We start from the raw sequence: 23,917 nt of genomic DNA, 5'->3' as shown, positions 1-23,917 counted from the left end.
TGCTAAAACAGCTCACAGATCAATATTGGAAAGTTTAATCTGCTGAATCAAGCTTTAATGCTTGTAATGTGTTATGCCAAAGTTGCTCTGCCAATTGTGCTTGATCTATGGATAAACTTTTTGCCAAACCATCCAAGACATAAGGCAAATTGACCGGTGTATTTCGCGTGCGATGCGCTGTCGAAGACTGACAGCATAGTGGCGTCATGTCTGGACAATCGGTTTCTAAAACCAAATGCTCTCTGCCTACACGTTGTACTACTTCATGTAGTTTACGTGCATTAGGATTGGTGATTTGACCGGTAATGCCAATCTTAAAACCAAGTTTAATAAAAGCTTTGGCTTCCTCTACTCCGCCCCCAAAAGCATGTGCAATACCGCCATGTGGAAACTTTTGGTCTTTTAACATTTTTAAAACATCAGCATGCGATTTACGAATATGCAGCAAAATCGGCTTATCAAACTGTTTAGCAAGGTCAATTTGCGCAGCAAAATACTGTTTTTGCTTTTGTAAAATCTCAGGCTGTTTATGCTGTTTGAGAAAGGTATCTAAACCAATTTCACCAATCGCAATGCAAGGCTCCGTTTGCAACAGTTGCTCTAAATGAGCCAAATGTTCAGGCTGATGATCTTCAATATAAAATGGATGTAAACCCGGCGCTAAATAGCTTTTTGGAGCATCTGTTAATTGATTCAAAAAATGATGCGTTTTAACTAAATCGTTAAATCTATGCTGTAAAAAACCAATCAATACTAAACCCTCGACCCCTGCTTCTTTTGCAGCATAGGCAAGCTGTTCCCGATCATGATCAAAATCGGGAACATCAAAATGGGTATGGGTATCAAATAGTTTAAAAGGCATTAATGGGCTTGAGTACTTGGTTTTGCCTCTGAAGCTGCTTGTTCAGCTTGAGGCAAATATTGTGCTTTTAATACACCTTGTAATTGCTCATACGGAATGACCAATTTGGGTAATCCGACCACATACGGTCCAATCTCATATTCAGCATATTGCAAGACCAAACCTTGTTTAGATAAATAGAAGTTATCCGTCAGGCTAAAAGGCCATGCTTGTTCATATTCGGCAACATTCGTTGCTAACTTAGAGTCTGTCACCCAAACTTTAAAGACCTCATGCGCTTGCTGTTCAAGCTTAGCTTTTTGTTTGGCGACGATAAGATCATCCAACTTCACCTGCTGCTTTTTATCTAAGTCGAAATTGTAAAAAGTCTGAGCCGATGAACCATGCGCACCACCTAAATAGCTACTGCTATTCAAAACAACTGTCGCCAATGGATCACTCGAATTTAAGATCTTCGGCTTTACCATCATACTAATACTATGACTGGCATTTAAGGTTTTGAGTTCTTTATCTAAGTTTAAGAACCCTTGCATATGCGGCAGCATTTGCTTTTCTAAGATTTGTTTTGGCGTTTCAACCTTGGCAAGGCTTGCTTCAGAGGCAGGCTGATCGTTCTCATCTAGCTTAACTTGAGCAGGTTCAATCGCTTCAGGTGAAAGTACACCTTTAACCACTTCTAGAATTTTTTGATCTATGAATGTATCAATAAATGCTTGGTTGCTGCTTAGACGTTCGATGTTGATCTCTGGACAATCTTTACCATCGCAATCAGGTACATTCAGTTTTAGTTTTTCATTTTCGCCAATCAGTTTAAGCTGCTGCTCTGCAATTTGAGCAGTTTCAGTGACTTGCTTATCTTTCGGTTCAGCTTCTTTGGGTTGACAGGCACTTAACATGACCGCAGATGCCAACACAGATAGACATAACACATTCTTATATTTTGGCATTGAATAACCTTTTGACATTATTGCATTTGATTCCGCTCAGCGTGAGTCAGAATCTTAAAAATTAAAACATATGCTGATACACATCTGCTTTCAAGACCTGTTGTGTTTGTTCTTTGCTTAAGTAGATGTCTAATTGTTTCGCCTCTTTGACAATCGCATCACCACGGTAATGTAAGCCAATGCCCTGCTGATCAAAGAACCAGTCTGCTTGTCCCCAATAGAGCTTTTGAGGCGCTTGTTGCTGCACATCTTTTGTGTTGTCTTTCAGCCATTTTTTGTAGGCATCTTGAACGATGTTATCCATATTTACTTGTTGTTTTGCATCTACAACGTCCAAAATTTTCAGATTTTTTTGCGAACGACGATCAGCCACATAAAAGTAATAACGGTCTTTAACACTGACGCCCTCTTGCTCGGTATCCACGCCAATTTGCATGAGTACAAATTCATTGCGCTGGTATGGAATGCGCGTATATAACGATAATGTATAGGCTTTATTGATTTTAAGCTCTGCTTGCCAAGCATCCGACTTTTTCACAAATGCATTCACCGCTTGCTGCAAAGTCATGTCTTGCTTTAAGCCAATTTGATCTTGAATGACCAACGCTTGCTGCTTAGCAATCCATGTATTCATCCATGGATCGACCGTGTTTAAGGTTTGAATATCGATATCAATACAGTTTTTACGTTCACAAAATGGCAAAGCTATTTTTGCAGGCTGTTCCTGAATATTTAAATAGGGCAGCACATCCGCTTTTTCGACCACCACTTCAGGTGGTTGTACATCTGCTTTTTCAGGAGCTTCAGGCTTTTTTGAATCACACGCCATTAAAGCCAAGCTCAAGAGTGAAACAACAATAACATCCCTATTCTGCTTCATAATCCACTGCACTGTTTTATTCATGGTTTAAATGTAGCACAAAATAAAACAGCCTCCTGAGAAGCTGTTTTATATTTATTTTATTTTGAACTTAGTGTTCACGTGTACTACGGAACACTATATCAGGATAACGTTCTTGCATGAGCTGTAAGTTGACACGGCTTGGCGCAAGATAAGTCAGATGACCACCACCGTCGACAGACAATTGGTCATGCGCTTTTTTCTTAAATTCGTTGAATTTTTTCTCATCATCACATGACACCCAACGAACTGTATTAATGCTCACTGGCTCATACACGCAATCGACTTTGTATTCTTCTTTCAAGCGATATGCAACCACTTCAAACTGAAGCACACCAACCGCACCAACAATCAAATCGTTGTTGTGCTGCGGCATAAATACTTGCGTTGCGCCTTCTTCAGAAAGTTCTTTCAAGCCTTTTTGCAATTGTTTCGATTTGAGTGGATCTTTTAAACGTACACGGCGGAACATTTCTGGCGCAAAGTGCGGAATACCCGTGAAATTCAGTTTTTCACCTGAGGTGAAGGTATCACCAATTTGAATGGTACCGTGGTTATGCAAACCAATAATATCACCCGGCCATGCTTCTTCTAAATGCTGACGATCGCCTGCTAAGAAGGTTAAGGCATCACTAATACGCACATCTTTATCTAGACGTACGTGTTTCATTTTTAAGCCACGTTCATATTTACCTGAACAAATCCGCATAAAGGCGATACGGTCACGGTGTTTCGGATCCATATTGGCTTGGATTTTAAAGACAAACCCGGTAAAGCCTTCTTCGGTTGCTTCAACTTTACGATCTGCGGTTGGATGTGCTTTAGGTTTTGGCGCATATTCAACAAAAGTATCAAGTACATGATCGACACCAAAGTTACCGAGTGCAGTACCAAATAAAACTGGGGTCTGTTTACCTGCAAGGAAAAGCTCACGGTCAATCGGTTCATTGGCCATTTGTACCAATTCCAGCGATTCTTCAAAGGCAGCAAAAGCTAAATCGCCAACTTTTTCACGAATATCTGGATAGTCGTAGCCGTCACGAATTTCAATATCAGTAATGGTTGAACCAAAACCTGCTTTATAAACATAAAGCTTTTCTTCGATCAGGTTATATACACCCGCAAAGTCACGACCTGTACCGAGTGGCCATGTAATCGGCACACATTGAATTTTGAGAACGCTTTCAATTTCACTGAGCAGTTCTAGTGGATCACGGATTTCGCGGTCCATTTTGTTCACGAAAGAGATAATCGGTGTATCGCGCATACGACACACTTCCATCAATTTAATGGTTCGATCTTCGACACCTTTTGCACCATCAATCACCATTAAGGCCGAATCGACAGCCGTCAATGTGCGATAAGTATCTTCCGAGAAATCTTCATGTCCCGGGGTATCAAGTAAGTTGATCATGTGATCTTTAAACGGGAACTGCATGACCGACGTAGTAATCGAGATCCCACGCTCTTTTTCCATTTCCATCCAATCCGAAGTGGCTGCACGATCGGATTTACGGCTTTTTACCATGCCGGCAACCTGAATCGCTTGCCCCCATAACAACAGTTTTTCTGTCATTGTGGTTTTACCAGCATCGGGGTGGGAAATAATGGCGAATGTACGTCGCTGAGCGACCTGCGCCGCTAACTCATCTTTAAAACTCATGCAAATTACCTACTGCGACACGCAGTGCTAAAGATCAAATTGATCAATATTAAAAATTGGCGATATTGTAGCAGAAATATGCGTTTGATTATGTAGAGATCGGTATGCCAGATTTTAGAGGGAAAGATCACTTCATCCTGTATAAATTACTCGTTTTAAGCAGTGATTAGGTCATATTTATGCATAAAAAAACACAGGATGATCCTGTGTTTTTTTATCGTGCTTCAATTAAGAAACCAGTTGTTTTTCTGCTAACTGTTCGACTGGCATTGGACGTGCAAGTAAAAATCCTTGTAATTGCTGACAGCCTAAACGGGTAAGAATATCGGCTTGTAACTGCGTTTCAACGCCTTCAGCGGTGACTTTAAGACCAAGTTTAATCGCAAGATGAATGATACTTTCTAAAATCATTTCTTCTTTAGAACCCACAGTTAAATCATCAATAAATTCTTTATCAATTTTGAGTTCATCAACAGGTAAATTCTTTAAATACAAGAAGCTCGAATGACCTGTTCCAAAGTCATCAATCGCCAATTGAATACCCATACTTCGTAAACGTTGCAGCGTTTTAACACTTGAATCGATATGATGCATGGCCGTCGATTCAGTAATTTCAATCATTAAATGCTGCGGATCAATTTTGTATTTCTCGAATAAATCTTCAAGGATTTTAAATAGATGCTTATGTTCAAACTGGACTGCAGATAAATTGACCGCAATTGGGAACAGACCATCGCCTTCTCGCTCCCAAATTTGAATCTGTTTACACGCTTGTTCAAGTGCCCAATAACCCATTTGAATAATCAGACCGGTTTTTTCAGCACCGCGAATAAACATATTGGGCGTGAGTAAACCTAACAGCGGATGACGCCAGCGAATCAGTGCTTCCACACCACAATTTTGTAAACTTTTAGTTAAGAATTTTGGCTGATAGAACAATACAAATTGTTGTTCTTCCACGGCTTTATATAAATCATTAATGAGTTTGGTTTGGCTTTTAGACTCATGCTGATCTTCAGTAAAGTTAAACACTGAATAAGTATTACGCCCTTGATGCTTTGAGGTCAGCATGGCGGCATCCGCATTAATCATTAAATCTTGCACATTACTGCCATGTTCTGGATACATGGCAATACCAATACTGCCAGAAATATTAATCGATTTTCCTGCGATTAAAAAACCCTCTTGGATCATCTCCAAGATCTTTTCTGCCTGTTCTGATGCTTTTTCAATAGATGCCTTTTCAAGCACCATTAAAAATTCATCTCCACCAATACGCAGTAACTTCGAATCATCATTCAGTAAGCCATGGATACGGTTAGCAAGCTGAATCAGGAGCTGATCTCCCACATGATGCCCGAAGACATCATTGACCGCTTTAAATCGGTCTAAATCAATATATAAAAATGCGATTTCATTTTGATTATAACGATGATCTGCGAATAAAAAATGGGCGTATTCTGCAAGATATAAGCGATTTGGCAACTTGGTGAGATTATCTTGTACAGCAAGATTAGCGAGTTCTTTATTGGCTTTAGATAACTGCCGATTGCGATGCTCTAAGCGCTGCTCAAGCACAGCCACACTAAAGGCCGCGACTAAAATAAGACAGCTAATAAAAATTACGGCAAAGAGTAAATCACTCCCTGCCGTATGTGAAACCCCATGTGTAAGATCAAGGGCTTGGAATTGCATGGCTGCCATACCGGTATAGTGCATACCAGCAATGGTCAACGTCAGCATTAATGCCACAACCATTCTCACCGTCAGGGCATGCCTAATCAGATTGCGATTTTTAAATGCCATCCAAAAGGTCAGACCTGCCCCGCTAATCGCGATCAGAATTGAACATGTGGTAATAATGGGATCATAGCTAACAACATGATCTTGCATGATGAGTCCCATCATGCCGGTGTAATGCATGCCCGAAATGCCAAGCCCCATTAAAACCGCACCTAGAACAAGGCGTGCAAAAGGCAAAGTCGAACGTGTGGTTAACCAAATAGCAAATGTCGATGCAATAAAAGCAATAATATAAGAAGTAAACGTTAAGCCCACATCAAACCGGTATTCAGTCGGCATATGACTTGCGGTCATGCCCACAAAATGCATACACCAAATGGCAAGCCCTAAAACGGCACCACTCATGACCAAGATGAGTTTTTCATACTTGGGGCGATTACCTCGGAACAACATTTGCTCGATGGAAACTGCAAAAAAGCAAGCGACCAAAGCAACAACAATTGAACCTATCACCCAACCGACATCATAGTGGATATGAATCATAAATATGTTCCGTATAGGTTTTGACTTTCATTCCAACCGCACTGATCCTGCTTTATTGCTGTATCCAGCATGTCCTTTTTAGGTCGCCACTTTCTCAAATTTTGAATGTTACTTAACCTTTCAATTTATGCATTAATCGTTTTGAAACACCCAAAGGAAGTTATCTTGAACGCTTATGGCATCTATTTATAAGCCATTCAGTAAAAGTACAATCTTCTTGTTATATATTATGAATCTTTGAAATTTTAGCAAATCATAATAATTGTCAGTTATGCGCAATTCTTCGATGTAGATCACATGTTTAGTGTGATGTACTACGTGGGTAACACTTTCCTTAAGAACAAATAAAGATTTATTTACGGTTATAAAACAAATAATAAAAAATCAGCCTATCGAAGTAGACTGATTTTTTAAAAGTAAAACTAATTAGATGATTATTTTGACTTAGTTTGAAGATTTGTATAATCCAACAGCACATTCGCTGCCTCTTTTACAAACACTTCTTCCTCTGGTAATGCGGGACGATCTTTCACTTTCATTTTCGCGCGTGATTCAATCAATGCGTCCATCGATGCTTGATAACTTTCCCAATTTGAATACGGTTTCAAGCCTGTCGCTTGACGACGTGCATTTTCGGCTTCAAGGGTTTTCTTCTCAATCTCAAGCAATTCAGCTTTACGTTGATTTAAGTCTAAAACCACACGTTTCTTTTCATCAGCTTTTTTGACTAAACTTTTGCGCTGTTCCAAATATTTAAACTGTGGATCAAGCGTTACACGCATTGTTGATGATTTAATCAAATCCGGTACGTATTTTTGAATCTCACCTTCACGTTTAAACGGTGCGGTTGGAATGGTATCCCACTTCAAAGCATTCTTGGCTTTACGCTCACCAAACTCTTCATTGTAAATATCAACAAGTTTAATGTCTGGAATCACGCCTTTATTTTGGGTACTGCCACCCGTCACACGGTAGAATTTACGTTGGGTTAAAGTGGCTTGACCATACGCCAATGAATCGAGTTGCACTTGGGCTGTACCTTTACCCGTTGTAGTGCTACCAATCACGATACCGCGTTCATAATCTTGAATTGCAGCCGAATAAATCTCACTTGCTGATGCTGAAGCGAGGTTAATCATGACCGCCAATGGACCCGCATAGGTTTGCGCGCCACCATCATCATCTTCAAAGACACTAACATTACCATTGCCGTCACGAATTTGTACCACAGGTCCTGATTTAATCACTTGCCCAAGCATACGCGCGACTTCTTCAAGTGAACCCCCTGGGTTATTGCGTAAATCGACAATAATCCCCGCGACATTTTGCGCAGATAAATCTTTCAATGCTTTGTTGGTATCTTCAGACACTGAACGATAATCCGTACCTGCACGACGCGCACGATAGTTTAAATAGAACGATGGAATTTCAATCACACCATATTTATATTTTTGACCATCACGTTCAATGTCAACGGTACGGGTACGTACACCCGCGTCTTCTTCTTGAATCACATCACGAGTAATAGTGACGTTGCGTGCTTGGCCGATTGCAGCACCCGCACCTAAAAGACGAACAGTCACTTTAGTGCCACGCTTACCACGGATTAAGCCGACAATTTCATTGCTTGGCCAACCAATCACGTCGACCATTTTGTCGCCATCTTGTGCCACACCAATAATGCGATCACCTGATTTCACTTGACCTGTTTTACTCGCAGGCCCACCTTCAACAATGGTTTCAATCTTGGTGTAATCTTCATTGCCACGTTCAGGACGAATAGATACACCAATGCCTTCTAGCTGTAAGGTCGTTTGACGATTCAGCTCCATCGCATCAACAGGTGGGAAATAGTTACTATGTGGATCATAGGTCAGCATCATTGCATTTAATGTTTTGTCTAAAACATCATCGCTCTTAATTCGACTTAAACGTTCCAATTGACGGGTATAACGCTTGGTTAAGGTCTGTGCTGGGGTTAAATCTTCTGGCCCTGCCAAATCTTGACCATTGGCAAGCTCAGGATTGTCCTTCAAGGCTTTTTGTTTCGCTGCTTCTTCTTCTTTACTAATCGTAAGATTAATCAGCTGAGAGACCAACATTTTATTCCAATGTGACCGCTGTTCTTCACTGGTTTTAAAGAATGCTGCCTTTTCACGATCCGTATCAATATAGACATTCGGTTGATTCAAATTCTGCGGTTTTTTCAACTCAGCCAACATATAGCTGTAGAACTGTTTCAAGCGATCACGATATTGCGCATGAATCTCAAACGACCCTGATAAATCACCTGCTTTTAGATTCGCACCAAAATTAGCAGCAAAGCGCTTTTTATAACTTTCAAGCTCAGGCGCTAAAAATAGGCTATGTTCAGGATCTAGACTGTCAATATAAAAATCGAAAATACGTTGTGAAGTCGCTGCATCTAAGCGTTGATTTAAATAATGCTGACGATCGACCAACGTTGCCAACTGACGAGAAACTAAGGCTTGTTCTTTTGATGGCTGAATCGTGGTGCTGACCACAGCCGCTTTTTCTGCTGCGATGGCATCATTGACGATATGGGTAAAGAACAATCCGCCAGTTGCAAGCGCAACTGCACAAGCTATCGTTTGAAGTTTCATAAATAATTCGTACGTCCTTGGTCTCTAAACCAATTTAACTGTGTTGTTTTTCGATCAGAATTGAAAGGATTCAATATCTTAAACAACTTAATATGTTTATATCGTGTAGTTTTATCATATTCTGTGCTAATAAAGTGTAGCAAATCATTGCGAAATTCAGGTATTGTTTTTGCTGAAAAATTTAAACTCGGATTCCGCATATGATTGGCGCATTGATGCTCGACATCGCTGGCACAACACTGACTCAAGAAGATATTCAACTCTTGTCCGCTCCGCAAGTCGGTGGCGTGATTTTATTTGCTCGAAATATTGAATCACCTGCCCAAGTACGTGCCTTAACCGATCATATGCGCCAACTTCGACCTGATATTTTAATCGCAGTCGATCAAGAAGGTGGACGGGTACAACGCTTAAAAACAGGTTTCACCTTACTCCCTGCGATGGGACGTTTTGGCGAACTATATACAACTGAATCGAAGCGTGCGCTTGAGTTAGCTGAAAAATGCGGTTGGCTGATGGCAACTGAAGTGCTTGCTGTCGGCATCGACTTTAGCTTTGCGCCTGTTTTGGACTTAAATGATGTCAGCGATGTAATTGGCGATCGTAGTTTTGCTAAAAATATGGACGACATTATTCCACTCGCAAGTGCCTTTTTAAGCGGGATGAAACGCGCAGGTATGGCCTCAACAGGGAAACATTTCCCGGGTCACGGCTCGGTTAAAGCCGATTCCCATGTCGCAGCTGCTATTGATTCGCGCTCTTTAGATGAAATTCGTCAAAAAGACATGCAAAGCTTTGTACAACTTCAACCACAGCTTGATGCTCTCATGCCAGCGCATGTCATTTACGATCAAGTCGATCCGAACCCTGCAGGTTTCTCAGAATTTTGGATTCAAAAAATACTTCGTCAAGAACTGGGCTTTGACGGCGTTTTATTCTCAGATGACTTAAGCATGCAAGCCGCATGTGTCGCGGGTGGCGCAGATGCGCGTATTCAAGCTGCGCTTAAAGCTGGTTGCGACATGGGCTTAGTCTGTAATGACCGAGCTGCACAATGTGTGGCACTTGAAGGTATTGCAGATTTACCACTACCGAATCAACAGCGTCTTGAACGGATGCGCGGCAATATTCCAAACATTCAAATCAACGAGATTTTAGACTTAGGTGATGAGTGGCGTCACATTGTGGATGAAGTTTCTGCCTTTAAAAATCAGACGAATTGATCCTTAAAATAAGCCGAATTTAAAAAAGGAACACGACAAGGTGTTCCTTTTTGATTAAGATGTATTTTTATACAATCGACACAATAAAAATAAGGTCAGGATGACATGACACAACCCCTTTCAGAGCATCGCCATATATCTTTTACTGCACATTATACCGGTTATATTTGGTACAAAATGGGCATTTCACATCCCGTATTTGCTACCTCGAAAGGTAAGTTTTTGGCAAAACTGGTGCATCCACTAGAGTCATGGGCGGAGAAAAATGTCGGTGGTAGTATGCGCACCACCCTAAAACAACGCCATCAAATGATCGATGATCATTTATCTACATTAATTCAGCAACACCCTGATATTCAAGTGTTAGAGATTGCCAGTGGTCTCTCACCGCGCAGTTGGAATTTCAGACAAAAACATCCTGATCTCAATTATCGTGAATTAGATCTGCCCGATATGGCAAAAACCAAAACAGCCGCATTAAAAATGATTGATGCCTCTGCACCTGAGGTATTAACAGCTGATATTTTTACAGCGGAATTGGCACAGGTTTTTTCTGTATTCAATCCGAATAAGCCTTTGGTGGTGATCAGTGAAGGTCTGATCAATTATTTCAACCAAGATATGCTACACACCCTATTAAAAGGCATAACACAGTACAGTGAAAACTTTGCTGAAGTGCATTATTTAAGTGATATCTATCCTGAGCCTGTCAGAAATCGCCTTGCGAATTTTATTTGGACCTGTAGTAAATTATTGAAATTTATGTCGCGCAGTGCTTTTACTTTCCATTTTCAATCACCGCAACAATTAACCAACTTTTTTCAACATGCGGGCTTTGACAGCGTTCAAGTCAATCAGCCGAAGCAATATTTTAATAAAGACCACTCAAATCCATCTTCTACGGATATAGAAGAACATTTGGGTGATTTGGTGTGGATGATTCATGCAGTGAAAAAAAACAGCGTCAAATGACGCTGTTTTTTTATACTCAATTAAATGACAGCATCAAAAGCGTCTGCGGTGATCAACGCTTTTTGTTGTTCAATATAATGACCTAAGCGTTCAGCTATTTCGAAACTACCATGTTTAAACAACGCGCGAACCTGTTGATCGTCATGTTCAAAGATCAAACATTCAATTTTAAACTCGCCCTGCTCATCTTCTAAATGTAAAGCGAGGTCACGTGGAAATTCTGCTGCCCGCTCTGCATCACCTTCATTCATGTCAAGCAACACACCAAAGAAGTTGATATCTACAATATTGGCTTGAAGTTGCAATGCAGAATGTCGATGACTTAAGAAACGCTGAACATCTTTCACCTGAATACGTTCTTCACCACGGCGTTCGATCTGTTGCATTTCTTCACGAGTAAATGGAATCACACCCTCAACTTGGTTCAGATCTTTACCACGCAAGAAGGTTGCAAATAAATGCATGGTTTCTTTACGGCGTTGTAGTTGCGGAACATGATCAGCATTGGCAATTTGTACGTATTGCATGTCAGGGCATTGCAATGCGAAATTTGCATTCTCATGTGGCAAAGTGAAACTGTCGTATTGTCCACAAGCAACCAAGACTTTACATTGGGGAATCGGCACATTGGTTAAGCGCAGTAAGCGTTTACAGTTCACTTCATAACGGTCTTTCTCCGTCATGGAAAACTCAGCCATTTGCTTAAAGAACAAACGTTTTGCTGTCGGAGACATGCGGGTTTCTTTTAAACGCGCATGATTGACCAAATATAAAATAACCGCTTGACCAAACTCATCCATGCGCCCTTCTTTCATTAACGCGATAGATTCTTCGAGCAGCATGCGCCAACTCTTACGGGTTTTTTGCATCACACCCATTAAAATCATACGATCAATGAGTTCAGGACGCTCATCTGCTAAACAAGATGCCACCACAGAACCCAAGGACATGCCCAAAACAGACACTTTCGGGAGTTGCATTTGGGAAATCCATTGCCCAAGCATCGAGGCTAAATCTTCAAGCTCAAGTGTGCCTGCTGAAATACCCGTGTCGGCATTGGTCAATTGTTGATTGGCGCCCATGGATGGCATATCAATCAGAATAATAGGACCTGCATCAAAGAGTTGTTCAACACAATATTTATAGGAATTAAAGTTTTGGAATGCCCCACCAATAATCACCATCGGCGTGAGATGTAAGGTATCTGGTCGAGCAATCGCCATATACTCAACTTTCCAACCGTCAATCCATGTGGTGCGTGGCGGTTGTTTGAAGCTGTTTCTATCGTATAGATCAAAAAAACCGTGATGTTGTTTTTGATCGTTTGTTGGGTAATCCATTTGGATAATGGAATTCATATTCCTTTCCTCCATCCTTGCTTATTGTTATTGTGCAAGAAATTTTTTAGCGTTTTCATACATCAAGGTTCATTCACTCGATGATGCGTCCTGCTCTCTAATCGTTATTGGTATGACTTCATGTCGCTTATTTCATTTTATACAGAGGTTGTTTTGACAAGCAACCGATAATACAACCGCTTATCTACTTTTAAGCAGAAAACAATTTCAAAATGTTTACAAAGACTGACTTCTCTGTGATTTTTCTGTATTGCACTTCATTGTCGAGTCACAGACTGTTAATATCGAAGTGAAATTTCTAAGTGATCAAACCGCCATGCAAGAGTCTATTCAACAATATATGCAAACGGTCGGACAACAAGCACGTCAAGCATCTCGTGTGTTGGCTCGCGCGTCTACCGAAATAAAAAATAATGCATTGTCAGCGATTTACACCGCTTTACAAAACAGCCAAGCTGATATTTTGGCTGCAAACCAAGTGGATATGCAAAGAGCACATCAAAACAATTTAGACAGTGCCTTGCTTGATCGCTTAGAACTGACTCCCGCACGCTTTGCAGCAATGTTAGACGGCTTAAAAGATGTCATTAGCCTGAAAGATCCGATTGGTGAAATCACCGATATGGCATTCCGTCCGTCAGGTATTCAACTCGGTAAAATGCGCGTGCCTTTAGGCGTCGTCGGCATGATTTATGAATCGCGTCCGAACGTGACCATTGAGGCTGCATCACTTGCGCTAAAATCAGGTAATGCCATTATTTTGCGCGGTGGTTCAGAAGCAATTGAATCGAATAAAGCCATCGCTATTGCGGTACAGCACGGTTTAAGCGTTGCAGGTTTGCCACAAGCAGCGGTTCAAGTGATTCAAACCGCAGATCGTGCTGCTGTGGGTCAATTGATTACCATGTCCGAATATGTGGACGTGATTGTGCCACGCGGTGGCAAAAGCTTAATTGAACGTATTAGCAACGATGCACGCGTGCCAGTGATTAAACATTTGGATGGTAACTGCCATGTTTATGTGGAAGCGCAAGCCGATCTACAAAAAGCATTACCAATTGCGCTGAATGCAAAAACGCATCGTTATGGTGTGTGTAATGCGATGGAAACCTTACTTGTCGATGAAAAAGTCGCAGCAGAATTCCTACCTTTAGTTGCTGAACTGTATGCAGAAAAACAAGTTGAACTACGTGGCTGTCCACAGGTGCGTGCTATTTTAGGTGACCGTGTCGTCACTGCCTCTGAAGAAGATTGGTATGAAGAATATCTCGGTCCAATCTTGGCAGTAAAAATTGTTTCAGGCATTGAAGAAGCCATTGAGCATATTAATAAATATGGCTCACACCATACGGATTCTATTATTACTGGAAATTATAGCCTTGCCCGTGAATTCTTGGCAGCGGTCGACTCAAGCTCAGTAATGATTAACGCATCGACGCGTTTTGCCGATGGTTTTGAGTATGGTTTAGGTGCTGAAATTGGGATTTCTACCGATAAAATTCACGCGCGTGGTCCTGTTGGACTTGAAGGTTTAACCTCACAAAAATGGATTGTGTTCGGTGACGGACAAATTCGCCAATAATTTACTCATAAAAAAAGCCCTGTTTTCAGGGCTTTTTTTATCACGGCAGATAAAAGAGATCTAGAGATCTGTATCAATGTGTCATTGTATTCACAACAAGCTTTGGATCGGATAGAGAATAAAAAAGATCCATGTTATAAATATTCTAAGTGGTCAATGCGTTTAAATATTCAGCATCATTTTATTTATAAATGAAAACGATCAGCTGATAAATTTTAGTTATTATTGTCACGTTGGTCGATAGTGCTTAAGTCTAATCTGCTAAAGTCTATCTAGAGTCTAGAAAAATCTAATGATAAAACAATGCAACTGATCTGAAATGTTCGCCATTTGCCAGCAAAAAAGATCAACTAATGGATGAGAATTTTAATTAAAAAATTGGGTGTTCAATCGTGTCTAAATCAGTATTGGTAATTAATTGTGGTTCGTCTTCAATCAAGTTTGCGCTACTTTTAGAGCAACAAGATTTCCGTATTCATGGTTTAGCTGAAAACCTAGGGACAGCAGATGCCCGTATTAAAGGGGTCACCGTTGGCAATGAACCGGTCGATATTCATATCCCCTTTGCCGATCATAAAAAAGCACTTGAAGTGGGTTTAGAACGCCTTGCGAATTATAAGCCTGACGCGATTGGTCACCGTGTAGTTCACGGCGGCAGCTTAACCAAAGCTGAACTCATTAACGATGATATTATTGAACATATTCGTGCTGCAATTCCTTTAGCACCTTTACATAACCATGCCCATTTGATTGGCATTGAAGCGACACAACGTTTATTCCCTGACCTACCACAAGTGGCTGTGTTTGATACTGCCTTCCATCAAACCATGCCTGCGCATGCTTATCGTTACGCTGTGCCAAAGTTTTTATATACTGAGCATGGGGTACGTCGTTATGGCTTCCATGGCACCAGTCATGCCTATGTTTCTGAGCGTGGTTCTGCATTAGCAGGCAGTTTTAAACAGGGCGGTTGGCTCACTGCACATTTGGGCAATGGTAGCTCAACCTGTGCCATTTGGAATGGTCAAAGCGTCGATACCTCTATGGGCTTAACCCCGCTTGAAGGCTTAGTCATGGGTACGCGTAGTGGTGATGTAGACCCAAGCTTACATAGCTTCCTTGCGAAAAACCTCGGTTGGGATATTTACAAAATTGACAAAATGCTCAATAGCCAATCAGGTCTCTTGGGGCTGTCAGATTTATCTAATGATATGCGTACTTTGATCGATGCCTCTGAAAAAGGGAATGAAGATGCCACTTTAGCGATTGAAGTCTTCTGCTACCGTTTAGCAAAATCTTTGGCTGCATTAAGCTGCGGACTGCCTGAATTAAATGGTTTGTTCTTCACAGGTGGTATTGGTGAAAACTCAGCTTATATTCGTGAAAAAACGATGTCTTACTTGCCACACTTCGGTTTCAATTTAAACAAAGATGCCAATAATGCCTTAAAACGTGGCACTGAAGGACGTATTGATGCAGGAACAGGTCCACAAATCTGGGTCGTTCCAACCGATGAAGAAGGTCGTATTGCACAAGAAGTCCATCATGTGGTGGATGCTCATGTGGGACAGCAATTACTAAAAAAGTCTGAATTGAAAACTGAACTTGCGTAAGCAAGTTTAGTGTCGCTATACCTTTATTTAAACTTTAAAGATCTTGATCCCTTATGAAAACAATAGTATTGGTTCCAACTGGTGAAGGCGTTGGCTTAACGTCTGCATGTTTAGGTTTAATCTATGCCCTTGAATGCCAAGGCGTGAATATCGGGTTTTTGAAACCTTTTTCACAAGATCAATTTTCTGATGAAGACCGAACCACTGCCCTCTATCGACATTTGTCACATCAGCAAACAGTCGAACCCATTGCCTATAGTACCGTGATGCAACAACTGAGTTTAGGCGAGCAAGATGAACTGTTAGAAGAAGCGGTTCGTTTACATCGAGAAGTCGCAAAAAATCATGATTTTATTATTGTCGAAGGCTTAGTGCCGAATGGGCATGATCGTTTCGTAGATGATTTAAACGCAAGCCTTGTACAAGCCCTTGATGCAAAAGTGGTGATTGTCAGCCAAGCAGATTTGAATCAACCTGCAATCTGTGCGGATAAAGTTGAAAATCAAATTCGTCATTTTGGTGGTGCGGATACAACTCGTCTGTCTGGCATATTGTTTATGCGTACCAAAGGCTTATCTGAAGAATCTGCGCAAATTCCAGTGACACTCGATCCGAATTTACGCTTAACCACAGAAACAGCGCAATTTACTCAAGCCTTGCAAAAAATTCATGCACATATTGGTACAGAAAAATTACCTGTTATTGGTTTGGTGCCGTTTAGTAAAACACTGAGCGTACCGCGCATGAGCGATTTGGCAGCACACATTTCAGCACATTGGATTAATGAAGGCGAAGCGAGTCAACGCCGTGTTCAGCATAGCAGTTTAATTTCTGCCAATATTGAGCACGAATTACATAAATTTGTTGCGGGTGAACTGATTATCAGTGCGTCAGATCGAATTGATGTTTTACTCGCAAGTAGCTTAGCCAGCAGTAATGGTATTCCGCTTGCAGGTTTGGTGCTGACTGAAAATCACCAGCCGAACAACAGTGTACTTAACTTCTGTCAAAGTGCGATTAAGCAAGGCTTACCGATTTTACACACGACATTAAACACCTTTGAAACCGCACAAAAACTTAGCAATTTAAGCAATGAAATTCCAGTCGATGATACTGAACGCGCGCAACAAGTGACACGTTTTGTATCAAGTCACCTCAATCCTGATTGGCTTACAGCTACATTAAACGGCTCTTATCAACCACGTTTATCCCCTTCTGCCTTCCGTCATGAGTTGGTACAAAAATCGATTGCAGCTAAAAAACGCATTGTACTGCCTGAAGGCGATGAACCACGTACCATTCAAGCGGCAGCTATCTGCCAATCGCGTGGTATTGCGCATTGTATTTTATTGGCTAAACCTGAAGCGGTGGTTGACCTTGCAAAAGCGCGTGGCATTGAACTTCCAAATGATCTAGAAATCATCGATCCTGATTTAATTCGTGAAACTTACGTATCTTCAATGGTCGAGCTACGTAAAGGCAAAATCAATGAGTTGCAAGCGCGTGAGCAACTGCAAGATAGCGTGGTTTTAGGCACGATGATGTTGGCATTGGATCAAGTCGATGGCTTGGTATCGGGTGCCGTACATACCACCGCTAATACCGTTCGTCCTGCATTCCAGCTCATTAAAACTGCACCTGATTATTCATTGGTATCATCGGTATTCTTTATGTTGTTACCCGATGAAGTCTATGTCTATGGTGATTGCGCGATTAATCCAGACCCTAATGCTGAACAACTGGCTGAAATTGCAATTCAGTCTGCAGACTCTGCCAAAGCCTTCGGTATTGATCCACGTATTGCCATGATTTCTTATTCAACAGGTACATCGGGCACAGGTGCTGATGTTGAAAAAGTGGCTGAAGCGACCCGTATTGCCAAAGAGCGTCGTCCTGATTTACTCATTGATGGACCATTACAATACGATGCAGCCTCTGTAGAAAGCGTCGGTCGTTCAAAAGCACCCGATTCAAAAGTGGCTGGTCGTGCCAATGTCTTTATTTTCCCTGATTTAAATACCGGAAATACGACCTATAAAGCGGTACAGCGCTCTGCCAATGTCGTCAGTGTTGGACCGATGTTACAAGGTTTAAATAAACCCGTGAATGACTTGTCTCGTGGTGCATTGGTCGATGATATTGTCTTCACCATTGCATTAACCGCGATTCAAGCTGAACAACAAAGCGATTAAATACTAAAAAGAAGCTGCCATTGAACATTTTTTAGATGACAGCTTCTTTTTTTATCCCTTACAAAGGTATTTAATAAATAATTTTAATATATATATCAAAAAACTTGATTATTCATGAAATAGCTGTATAGTGAACTTAACTAGAAAAAAGTATTGTTTCGGTAAATCTTCTTTAAGTATCGTCGTTTTAGTCATAATCCTGCGTTTTTTTCAGATTTTAAGTTTCATTCTTTGTTATTTTTCCAAGTTATAATCAGTCATTAAAATGGCTAAAAATTATTAAAAATCAATAGGATTTATTATGTCTAACTCAGCTGTTGTTAAAGGTACTGTAAAGTGGTTCAACGAAACTAAAGGTTTTGGTTTCATTCAACAAGAATCAGGTCCAGATGTTTTTGCTCATTTTAGCGAAATCGCAAGTTCAGGCTTTAAGACGCTTCTTGAAGGTCAACAAGTTGAATTCAGCGTTGCTCAAGGTCAAAAAGGCCCGAATGCTGTAAATATCGTTGCAATCTAAGCAGCAATAAGCATCTCAAAAAAGCACTTTTAAGTGCTTTTTTTACGTCTGATATTTAATGAATCTATGAAATAAGTTTTGGCAGCAAACATTAATATTTTTGGGAATGCTGAAAAGCGAAAGGATTAAATGAAGCTGATCATCAATTTGAGATTTGAGATTTGAGATTTGAGATTTGAGATTTGAGATTTGAGATTTGAGATTTGAGATTTGAGATTTGAGATTTGAGATTTGAGATTTGAGATTTGAGATTTGAGATTTGAGATTTGAGATTTGAGAAGAATATTATTTTTATAAAATTAAAAGCAAAAAAAAGAAGATAAAGCCTTATGCTTGATCTTCTTGCTGACCGTAGAACCAAGTTGCTGCGATATACATAGAAAAACCAACAACAGAAGCAACGATTGTAATCATAAAAACATCCTCTAGTTTCGATATGTGCATTATGCGAAAGTTATATGACAGTTATATGACAATATGAAAAGCCTTGTAATATTCACTATATAAATAAAATTCAAATACTTACAACAATATTATGTATTTTTGATCGTTTATGACATGAAATATGACAACTTATATGACACTTTCATTGTCATATATGACCATTTTCATCATCAATATGACAGGCAATCATCACATTAAACTTTAGACCCAAATCGGCGTATAAACGCCCACAACTTTGGCTTTTTATCTTATAATTTAGCCCGCTAGCTATCAGCCCGCTCAAGAGATTTTTGTATGACAACTATTATCAAGCAAGATGACTTGATCACATCGGTTAAAGATGCGCTTCAGTTCATTTCTTACTATCACCCACAGGATTTCATCCAAGCGATGAGCCGTGCTTACGATCGTGAAGAAAACAAAGCTGCAAAAGATGCGATCGCACAAATTCTAATTAACTCTCGTATGTGTGCAGAAGGACATCGTCCAATTTGCCAAGATACCGGTATTGTAAACGTATTCGTTGAAGTGGGCATGGACGTTAAATTCGATTTAACGATGAGCTTAGACGATGCGATTAACGAAGGTGTGCGTCAAGGTTACTTAGAAAACTCAAATATTCTGCGTGCATCTGTACTGGCTGATCCTGCATTTGGTCGTAAGAACACTAAAGACAACACCCCTGCTGTGATCTATCACAAACTTGTTCCAGGTAACAAAGTTGATATTACAGTTGCTGCAAAAGGTGGTGGTTCAGAAAATAAATCTAAACTTGCGATGTTAAATCCATCTGATTCAATCGTAGATTGGGTATTAAAAACTGTACCAACAATGGGTGCAGGCTGGTGTCCGCCTGGTATGCTCGGTATCGGTATTGGTGGTACAGCTGAAAAAGCCATGATGCTTGCGAAAGAAGCATTGATGGAAGAATTGGACATGGATGAATTGCTTCGTCGTGGTCCACAAAGCAAACTTGAAGAACTGCGTATCGAAATCTTCGAAAAAGTAAATGCTTTGGGTATTGGTGCACAAGGTCTTGGTGGTTTAACCACAGTGCTTGATATCAAAATCAAAGATTACCCATGTCATGCTGCGGGCAAACCAGTTGGTATGATTCCAAACTGTGCTGCGACTCGTCACGCACACTTCACATTAGATGGTACAGGCGTTGCAAATATCATTGCGCCAAGCTTATCTGACTACCCTGAAGTGACTTGGGACTCATCATCATCTAAACGTGTTGATCTCGATAACATCACTCAAGAAGAAATGAACACTTGGCAACCAGGTGACACTTTGCTTCTGAACGGTACAATTTATACCGGTCGCGATGCTGCGCATAAACGTATGGTCGATATGTTGAATAAGGGCGAAGAACTCCCTGTCGATCTTAAAGGCAAGTTCATCTACTACGTTGGTCCTGTTGATCCAGTGGGTGACGAAGTTGTCGGTCCTGCAGGTCCAACGACTGCAACACGTATGGACAAGTTCACGCGTCAAGTGCTTGAAGCGACTGGCATGTTCGGTATGATTGGTAAAGCAGACCGTGGTCCTGCTGCTGTTGAAGCCATCAAAGACAATAAAGCGACTTACCTCATGGCTGTTGGTGGCGCTGCATACTTAGTATCAAAAGCAATCCGTGAAGCTGAAGTGGTTGCATTTGCTGACTTGGGTATGGAAGCGATCTACAAGTTTGTTGTAAAAGACATGCCTGTATCGGTTGCGGTTGATGTTAACGGTACATCAATTCACGCAACTGCACCAAAAATCTGGCAAGCGAAAATTGGTAAAATTCCAGTAGTTGACGCTGCTGCACAATAAGTGTTGTATCTGGCTTAATAAAAAAGCACCCTAAATGGGTGCTTTTTTATTAGCTCTTTAAAAATCTAAAATTACCACGTACGCGGATCCCACAATTTAAATGGTGTGGTCAATTGTACGTCTTGTTTTGGATCATAATCAGGCTCATGCAATTTCTGTGCTTTCTTACGAATTTTGCCAGTATTTTGATCTTCTGCGACAAAATTATAGCTATCTGATTTCTGTTCCGTAAAGGCAATTTCATTTACGCCCACCTCTTTTGGCATGATCTGCCAAGGACCTGAGGTGGTATGACGTGTACCAATATTTTCTTCATCATATTTAATAAAATACGACTCACCCGCTTGCACACTAAAATCAACATATTTTGGTTTTTGGAAATGCTGTGCGCCAAGTGGTCGACTGGTACTTAAACGATAGCTTCCCGCAGGAACTTCAATCCAATAATGATGATTATTCAATAAACTTGGAATACGATGCTGATTAATAAAAATGCTTGCTGCCACAATTTCTTGGCGATTCCATTTTGAATCTGGGCGATATAAATAGACGATTGCAGCTTGATCATGCTGAGGTTTGACCACTTGGAAGCGTTGACCTTGCTTTTGATTCACCCAGCTGCCAATAGTGAACATACCAATTTTATGTTGCTCAGCAAAGCCCGGTTTTTTGTCTAGATCAATTGCCTTTAATGTACTGGCTAATTCAGGTTGTTGAATCACGGTCTTTTTACCATGACAGCCTAGCAAAGCCAAACTACTGATGAGTACCATTGCGACTACACGCATGTCTTTCCCTCACTGCGTCTTTATTCTTGTATGCACTTAGTTTTCGATTTTATATTTTTACGTCTAGGCATCCACGCCATAATGATGAGATTAACACTGACACTTATTTTTGGAAATAAAAAAACGTGCGGAAACAGTTCATTTCCGCACGTTTCAGACGAATAGCGATTAAGCAGACTTGCTATTCACCACTTTTAAATCGACTTTTGATACAGCTTCTTTTTCAGCTTTCACCTGACGTTCAGATAAAAATGTAGGTGTTGCTTCACCCTTGATCACAGCTTCATTGACCACGACTGTACCAACATCCGAACGACTTGGAAGGTCGTACATCGTTTCAAGTAAAGAGTTTTCAAGAATTGAACGTAGACCACGTGCACCGGTATTGCGTTCAACTGCTTTTTGAGCGACTGCACGTAAAGCAGACTTTTCAAACACCAAATCCACATCTTCCATATCAAACAAATGTTGATACTGACGTGTAAGCGCATTTTTCGGTTCAGTCAGAATCTGCATCAATGCATCTTCATCAAGTTCATCTAAGGTTGCAATCACCGGCAAACGACCAATGAATTCTGGAATTAAACCAAATTTCACAAGGTCTGTTGCTTCAACTTGACGGAACAAGTCAGACAGCTTTTTGGTTTCATCTTTTTTACGCACTTCTGCGGTAAAGCCGATGCCACCTTTTTCCTGACGTTGTTGCACAATTTTCTCAAGACCTGAGAATGCACCACCACAAATAAACAGGATATTTGAAGTATCAATTTGAATGAATTCTTGCTGCGGGTGCTTACGACCACCTTGCGGTGGAATAGATGCAACCGTACCTTCGATCATTTTTAACAGCGCTTGCTGAACGCCTTCACCTGACACATCACGTGTAATCGATGGGTTTTCAGACTTACGGGTGATCTTGTCGATTTCATCGATATAGATAATCCCTTTTTGCGCTTTTTCAACATCGTAATCGGCTTTTTGTAGTAGCTTTTGTACAATGTTTTCAACGTCTTCACCGACATAACCTGCTTCAGTTAAGGTCGTTGCATCTGCCATCGCAAATGGCACATCTAAAAGACGTGCAAGAGTTTGCGCAAGTAAAGTTTTACCTGAACCTGTCGGACCCACAAGCATGATATTACTTTTAGAAATCTCGATGCCATCTTCGGCTTTTTTACCATTGGTTTGCACTTTTAAGCGCTTGTAATGGTTATAAACTGCAACCGATAAGGTCTTCTTCGCGACATCTTGACCAATGACATATTGATCCAACGCCGCACGAATTTCATGCGGTTTCGGCAAAGGACGATTCGCCCAGTCATTGGTTTCAACTTGTTGACTGGTTTGAACCAAATCTAAGCATACATCGACACATTCATTACAAATGTATGCGTCTTCGCCAGCAATCAGCTTGCCAACTTCAGACTGTGTTTTACCACAGAATGAACAATGCTTTTGTCCTTGAGGATGTTCGGACATAGTCACTCCAATATTACAATCTTAAAACTTATGGACGTTTAGATAAAACTTCGTCCACTAGACCGTATTCTTTTGCTTGCTGAGCAGTCATGAAGTTATCACGATCTGTATCGCGTGCAAGACGTTCGTAATCTTGACCACTATGTTCAGCCATCAAACGATTTAAACGTTCTTTAATAAATAAAATTTCACGTGCATGAATTTCAATGTCAGATGCCTGACCACGGAAACCACCAAGCGGTTGGTGAATCATGACACGGGCATTTTCCAAACAATAGCGTTTGCCTTTAGCGCCCGCATTGAGCAAAAATGCACCCATTGATGCTGCTTGACCCATACAATACGTCACAACATCAGGTTTAATAAATTGCATGGTATCGTAAATGGCCATACCTGCAGTTACAGAACCACCGGGTGAGTTAATATAAAGGTGAATATCTTTATCTGGATTTTCAGCTTCTAAGAACAACATTTGCGCGACAATTAAGTTCGCCATGTTGTCTTCAACTTCACCCGTCATAAAAATGACACGTTCACGTAAAAGACGTGAGTAAATATCAAAAGAACGTTCACCACGAGATGATTGTTCAACCACCATTGGAACTAAAGCGTTTTCAATTGTTGGAACATACATACGTTTATTTA

The 23,917-nt window shown here is 40.7% G+C and carries 17 protein-coding genes; 7 read left to right on the top strand and 10 right to left on the bottom strand.

Features of this window, described 5'->3' with window-relative positions; all coding sequences use genetic code 11:
* Positions 1-34 precede the first annotated feature (34 nt).
* From GFH30_RS02185 to GFH30_RS02160, 6 genes are all read right to left on the bottom strand, one after another.
* On the bottom strand, positions 35-862 hold the full coding sequence (locus GFH30_RS02185; RefSeq protein ID WP_153370688.1) for a TatD family hydrolase: 828 nt from the start codon (positions 860-862) through the stop codon (positions 35-37).
* Positions 862-1,809, bottom strand: a complete 948-nt coding sequence (locus tag GFH30_RS02180) for an RsiV family protein (RefSeq protein WP_153370687.1) — start codon at positions 1,807-1,809, stop codon at positions 862-864. The genes GFH30_RS02185 and GFH30_RS02180 overlap by 1 nt, the downstream gene beginning before the upstream one ends.
* 61 nt (positions 1,810-1,870) lie before the next feature.
* The gene (locus tag GFH30_RS02175) at positions 1,871-2,689 is read right to left on the bottom strand and encodes a hypothetical protein (protein WP_153370686.1); all 819 of its coding nucleotides are present in this window, start codon (positions 2,687-2,689) and stop codon (positions 1,871-1,873) included.
* Between the two features lie 91 nt (positions 2,690-2,780).
* A complete protein-coding gene (locus GFH30_RS02170; protein ID WP_153370685.1) occupies positions 2,781-4,373 on the bottom strand; it encodes a peptide chain release factor 3 in 1,593 nt (530 codons plus the stop codon).
* A 228-nt stretch (positions 4,374-4,601) separates the two neighbouring features.
* On the bottom strand, positions 4,602-6,659 hold the full coding sequence (locus GFH30_RS02165; protein ID WP_153370684.1) for a putative bifunctional diguanylate cyclase/phosphodiesterase: 2,058 nt from the start codon (positions 6,657-6,659) through the stop codon (positions 4,602-4,604).
* Between the two features lie 434 nt (positions 6,660-7,093).
* A complete protein-coding gene (locus tag GFH30_RS02160) occupies positions 7,094-9,283 on the bottom strand; it encodes a carboxy terminal-processing peptidase (RefSeq protein ID WP_153370683.1) in 2,190 nt (729 codons plus the stop codon).
* A gap of 200 nt (positions 9,284-9,483) precedes the next feature.
* Here GFH30_RS02160 and nagZ point away from each other — a divergent pair, with 200 nt between their 5' ends.
* Positions 9,484-10,506: a beta-N-acetylhexosaminidase gene (gene nagZ / locus GFH30_RS02155; RefSeq protein ID WP_153370682.1), complete on the top strand. Its 1,023-nt coding sequence runs from the start codon at positions 9,484-9,486 to the stop codon at positions 10,504-10,506.
* 105 nt (positions 10,507-10,611) lie between these two features.
* The gene (locus tag GFH30_RS02150; protein ID WP_153370681.1) at positions 10,612-11,478 is read left to right on the top strand and encodes a class I SAM-dependent methyltransferase; all 867 of its coding nucleotides are present in this window, start codon (positions 10,612-10,614) and stop codon (positions 11,476-11,478) included.
* Positions 11,479-11,498: 20 nt separating this feature from the next.
* On the opposite strand, the gene GFH30_RS02145 is transcribed toward GFH30_RS02150, so the two are convergent.
* Entirely contained in the window at positions 11,499-12,836 is a 1,338-nt protein-coding gene (locus GFH30_RS02145; RefSeq protein ID WP_153370680.1) for an alpha/beta fold hydrolase, read from the bottom strand.
* 316 nt (positions 12,837-13,152) lie between these two features.
* Here GFH30_RS02145 and GFH30_RS02140 point away from each other — a divergent pair, with 316 nt between their 5' ends.
* The 5 genes from GFH30_RS02140 to GFH30_RS02120 all read left to right on the top strand — a co-directional run bounded on the left by GFH30_RS02140 (position 13,153) and on the right by GFH30_RS02120 (position 21,005).
* Positions 13,153-14,418 carry a glutamate-5-semialdehyde dehydrogenase gene (locus GFH30_RS02140; protein WP_153373335.1) on the top strand — a complete coding sequence of 422 codons (1,266 nt, stop codon included), beginning with the start codon at positions 13,153-13,155 and terminating at the stop codon, positions 14,416-14,418.
* 392 nt (positions 14,419-14,810) lie between these two features.
* Complete coding sequence (locus tag GFH30_RS02135; RefSeq protein ID WP_153370679.1) at positions 14,811-16,031, top strand: acetate/propionate family kinase; 1,221 nt, start codon at positions 14,811-14,813, stop codon at positions 16,029-16,031.
* A gap of 53 nt (positions 16,032-16,084) precedes the next feature.
* On the top strand, positions 16,085-18,223 hold the full coding sequence (pta, locus tag GFH30_RS02130; protein ID WP_153370678.1) for a phosphate acetyltransferase: 2,139 nt from the start codon (positions 16,085-16,087) through the stop codon (positions 18,221-18,223).
* A 301-nt stretch (positions 18,224-18,524) separates the two neighbouring features.
* A complete protein-coding gene (locus GFH30_RS02125; protein ID WP_153370677.1) occupies positions 18,525-18,740 on the top strand; it encodes a cold-shock protein in 216 nt (71 codons plus the stop codon).
* A gap of 738 nt (positions 18,741-19,478) precedes the next feature.
* The gene (locus tag GFH30_RS02120; RefSeq protein ID WP_153370676.1) at positions 19,479-21,005 is read left to right on the top strand and encodes a fumarate hydratase; all 1,527 of its coding nucleotides are present in this window, start codon (positions 19,479-19,481) and stop codon (positions 21,003-21,005) included.
* A 71-nt stretch (positions 21,006-21,076) separates the two neighbouring features.
* On the opposite strand, the gene GFH30_RS02115 is transcribed toward GFH30_RS02120, so the two are convergent.
* The 3 genes from GFH30_RS02115 to clpP all read right to left on the bottom strand — a co-directional run bounded on the left by GFH30_RS02115 (position 21,077) and on the right by clpP (position 23,906).
* Positions 21,077-21,793: a DUF2846 domain-containing protein gene (locus GFH30_RS02115; protein ID WP_153370675.1), complete on the bottom strand. Its 717-nt coding sequence runs from the start codon at positions 21,791-21,793 to the stop codon at positions 21,077-21,079.
* A gap of 168 nt (positions 21,794-21,961) precedes the next feature.
* Positions 21,962-23,272, bottom strand: coding sequence for an ATP-dependent protease ATP-binding subunit ClpX (gene clpX / locus GFH30_RS02110; RefSeq protein WP_153370674.1), 1,311 nt, complete (start codon positions 23,270-23,272; stop codon positions 21,962-21,964).
* A gap of 28 nt (positions 23,273-23,300) precedes the next feature.
* Positions 23,301-23,906: an ATP-dependent Clp endopeptidase proteolytic subunit ClpP gene (gene clpP, locus GFH30_RS02105; RefSeq protein ID WP_153370673.1), complete on the bottom strand. Its 606-nt coding sequence runs from the start codon at positions 23,904-23,906 to the stop codon at positions 23,301-23,303.
* Positions 23,907-23,917 lie beyond the last annotated feature (11 nt).

Origin of the sequence: Acinetobacter wanghuae (assembly GCF_009557235.1) — a bacterium.
GTDB lineage: Bacteria > Pseudomonadota > Gammaproteobacteria > Pseudomonadales > Moraxellaceae > Acinetobacter > Acinetobacter wanghuae.
The sequence above is the reverse complement of the archived record's forward strand: the minus strand, read 5'-3'. Positions and strand labels throughout refer to the sequence as shown.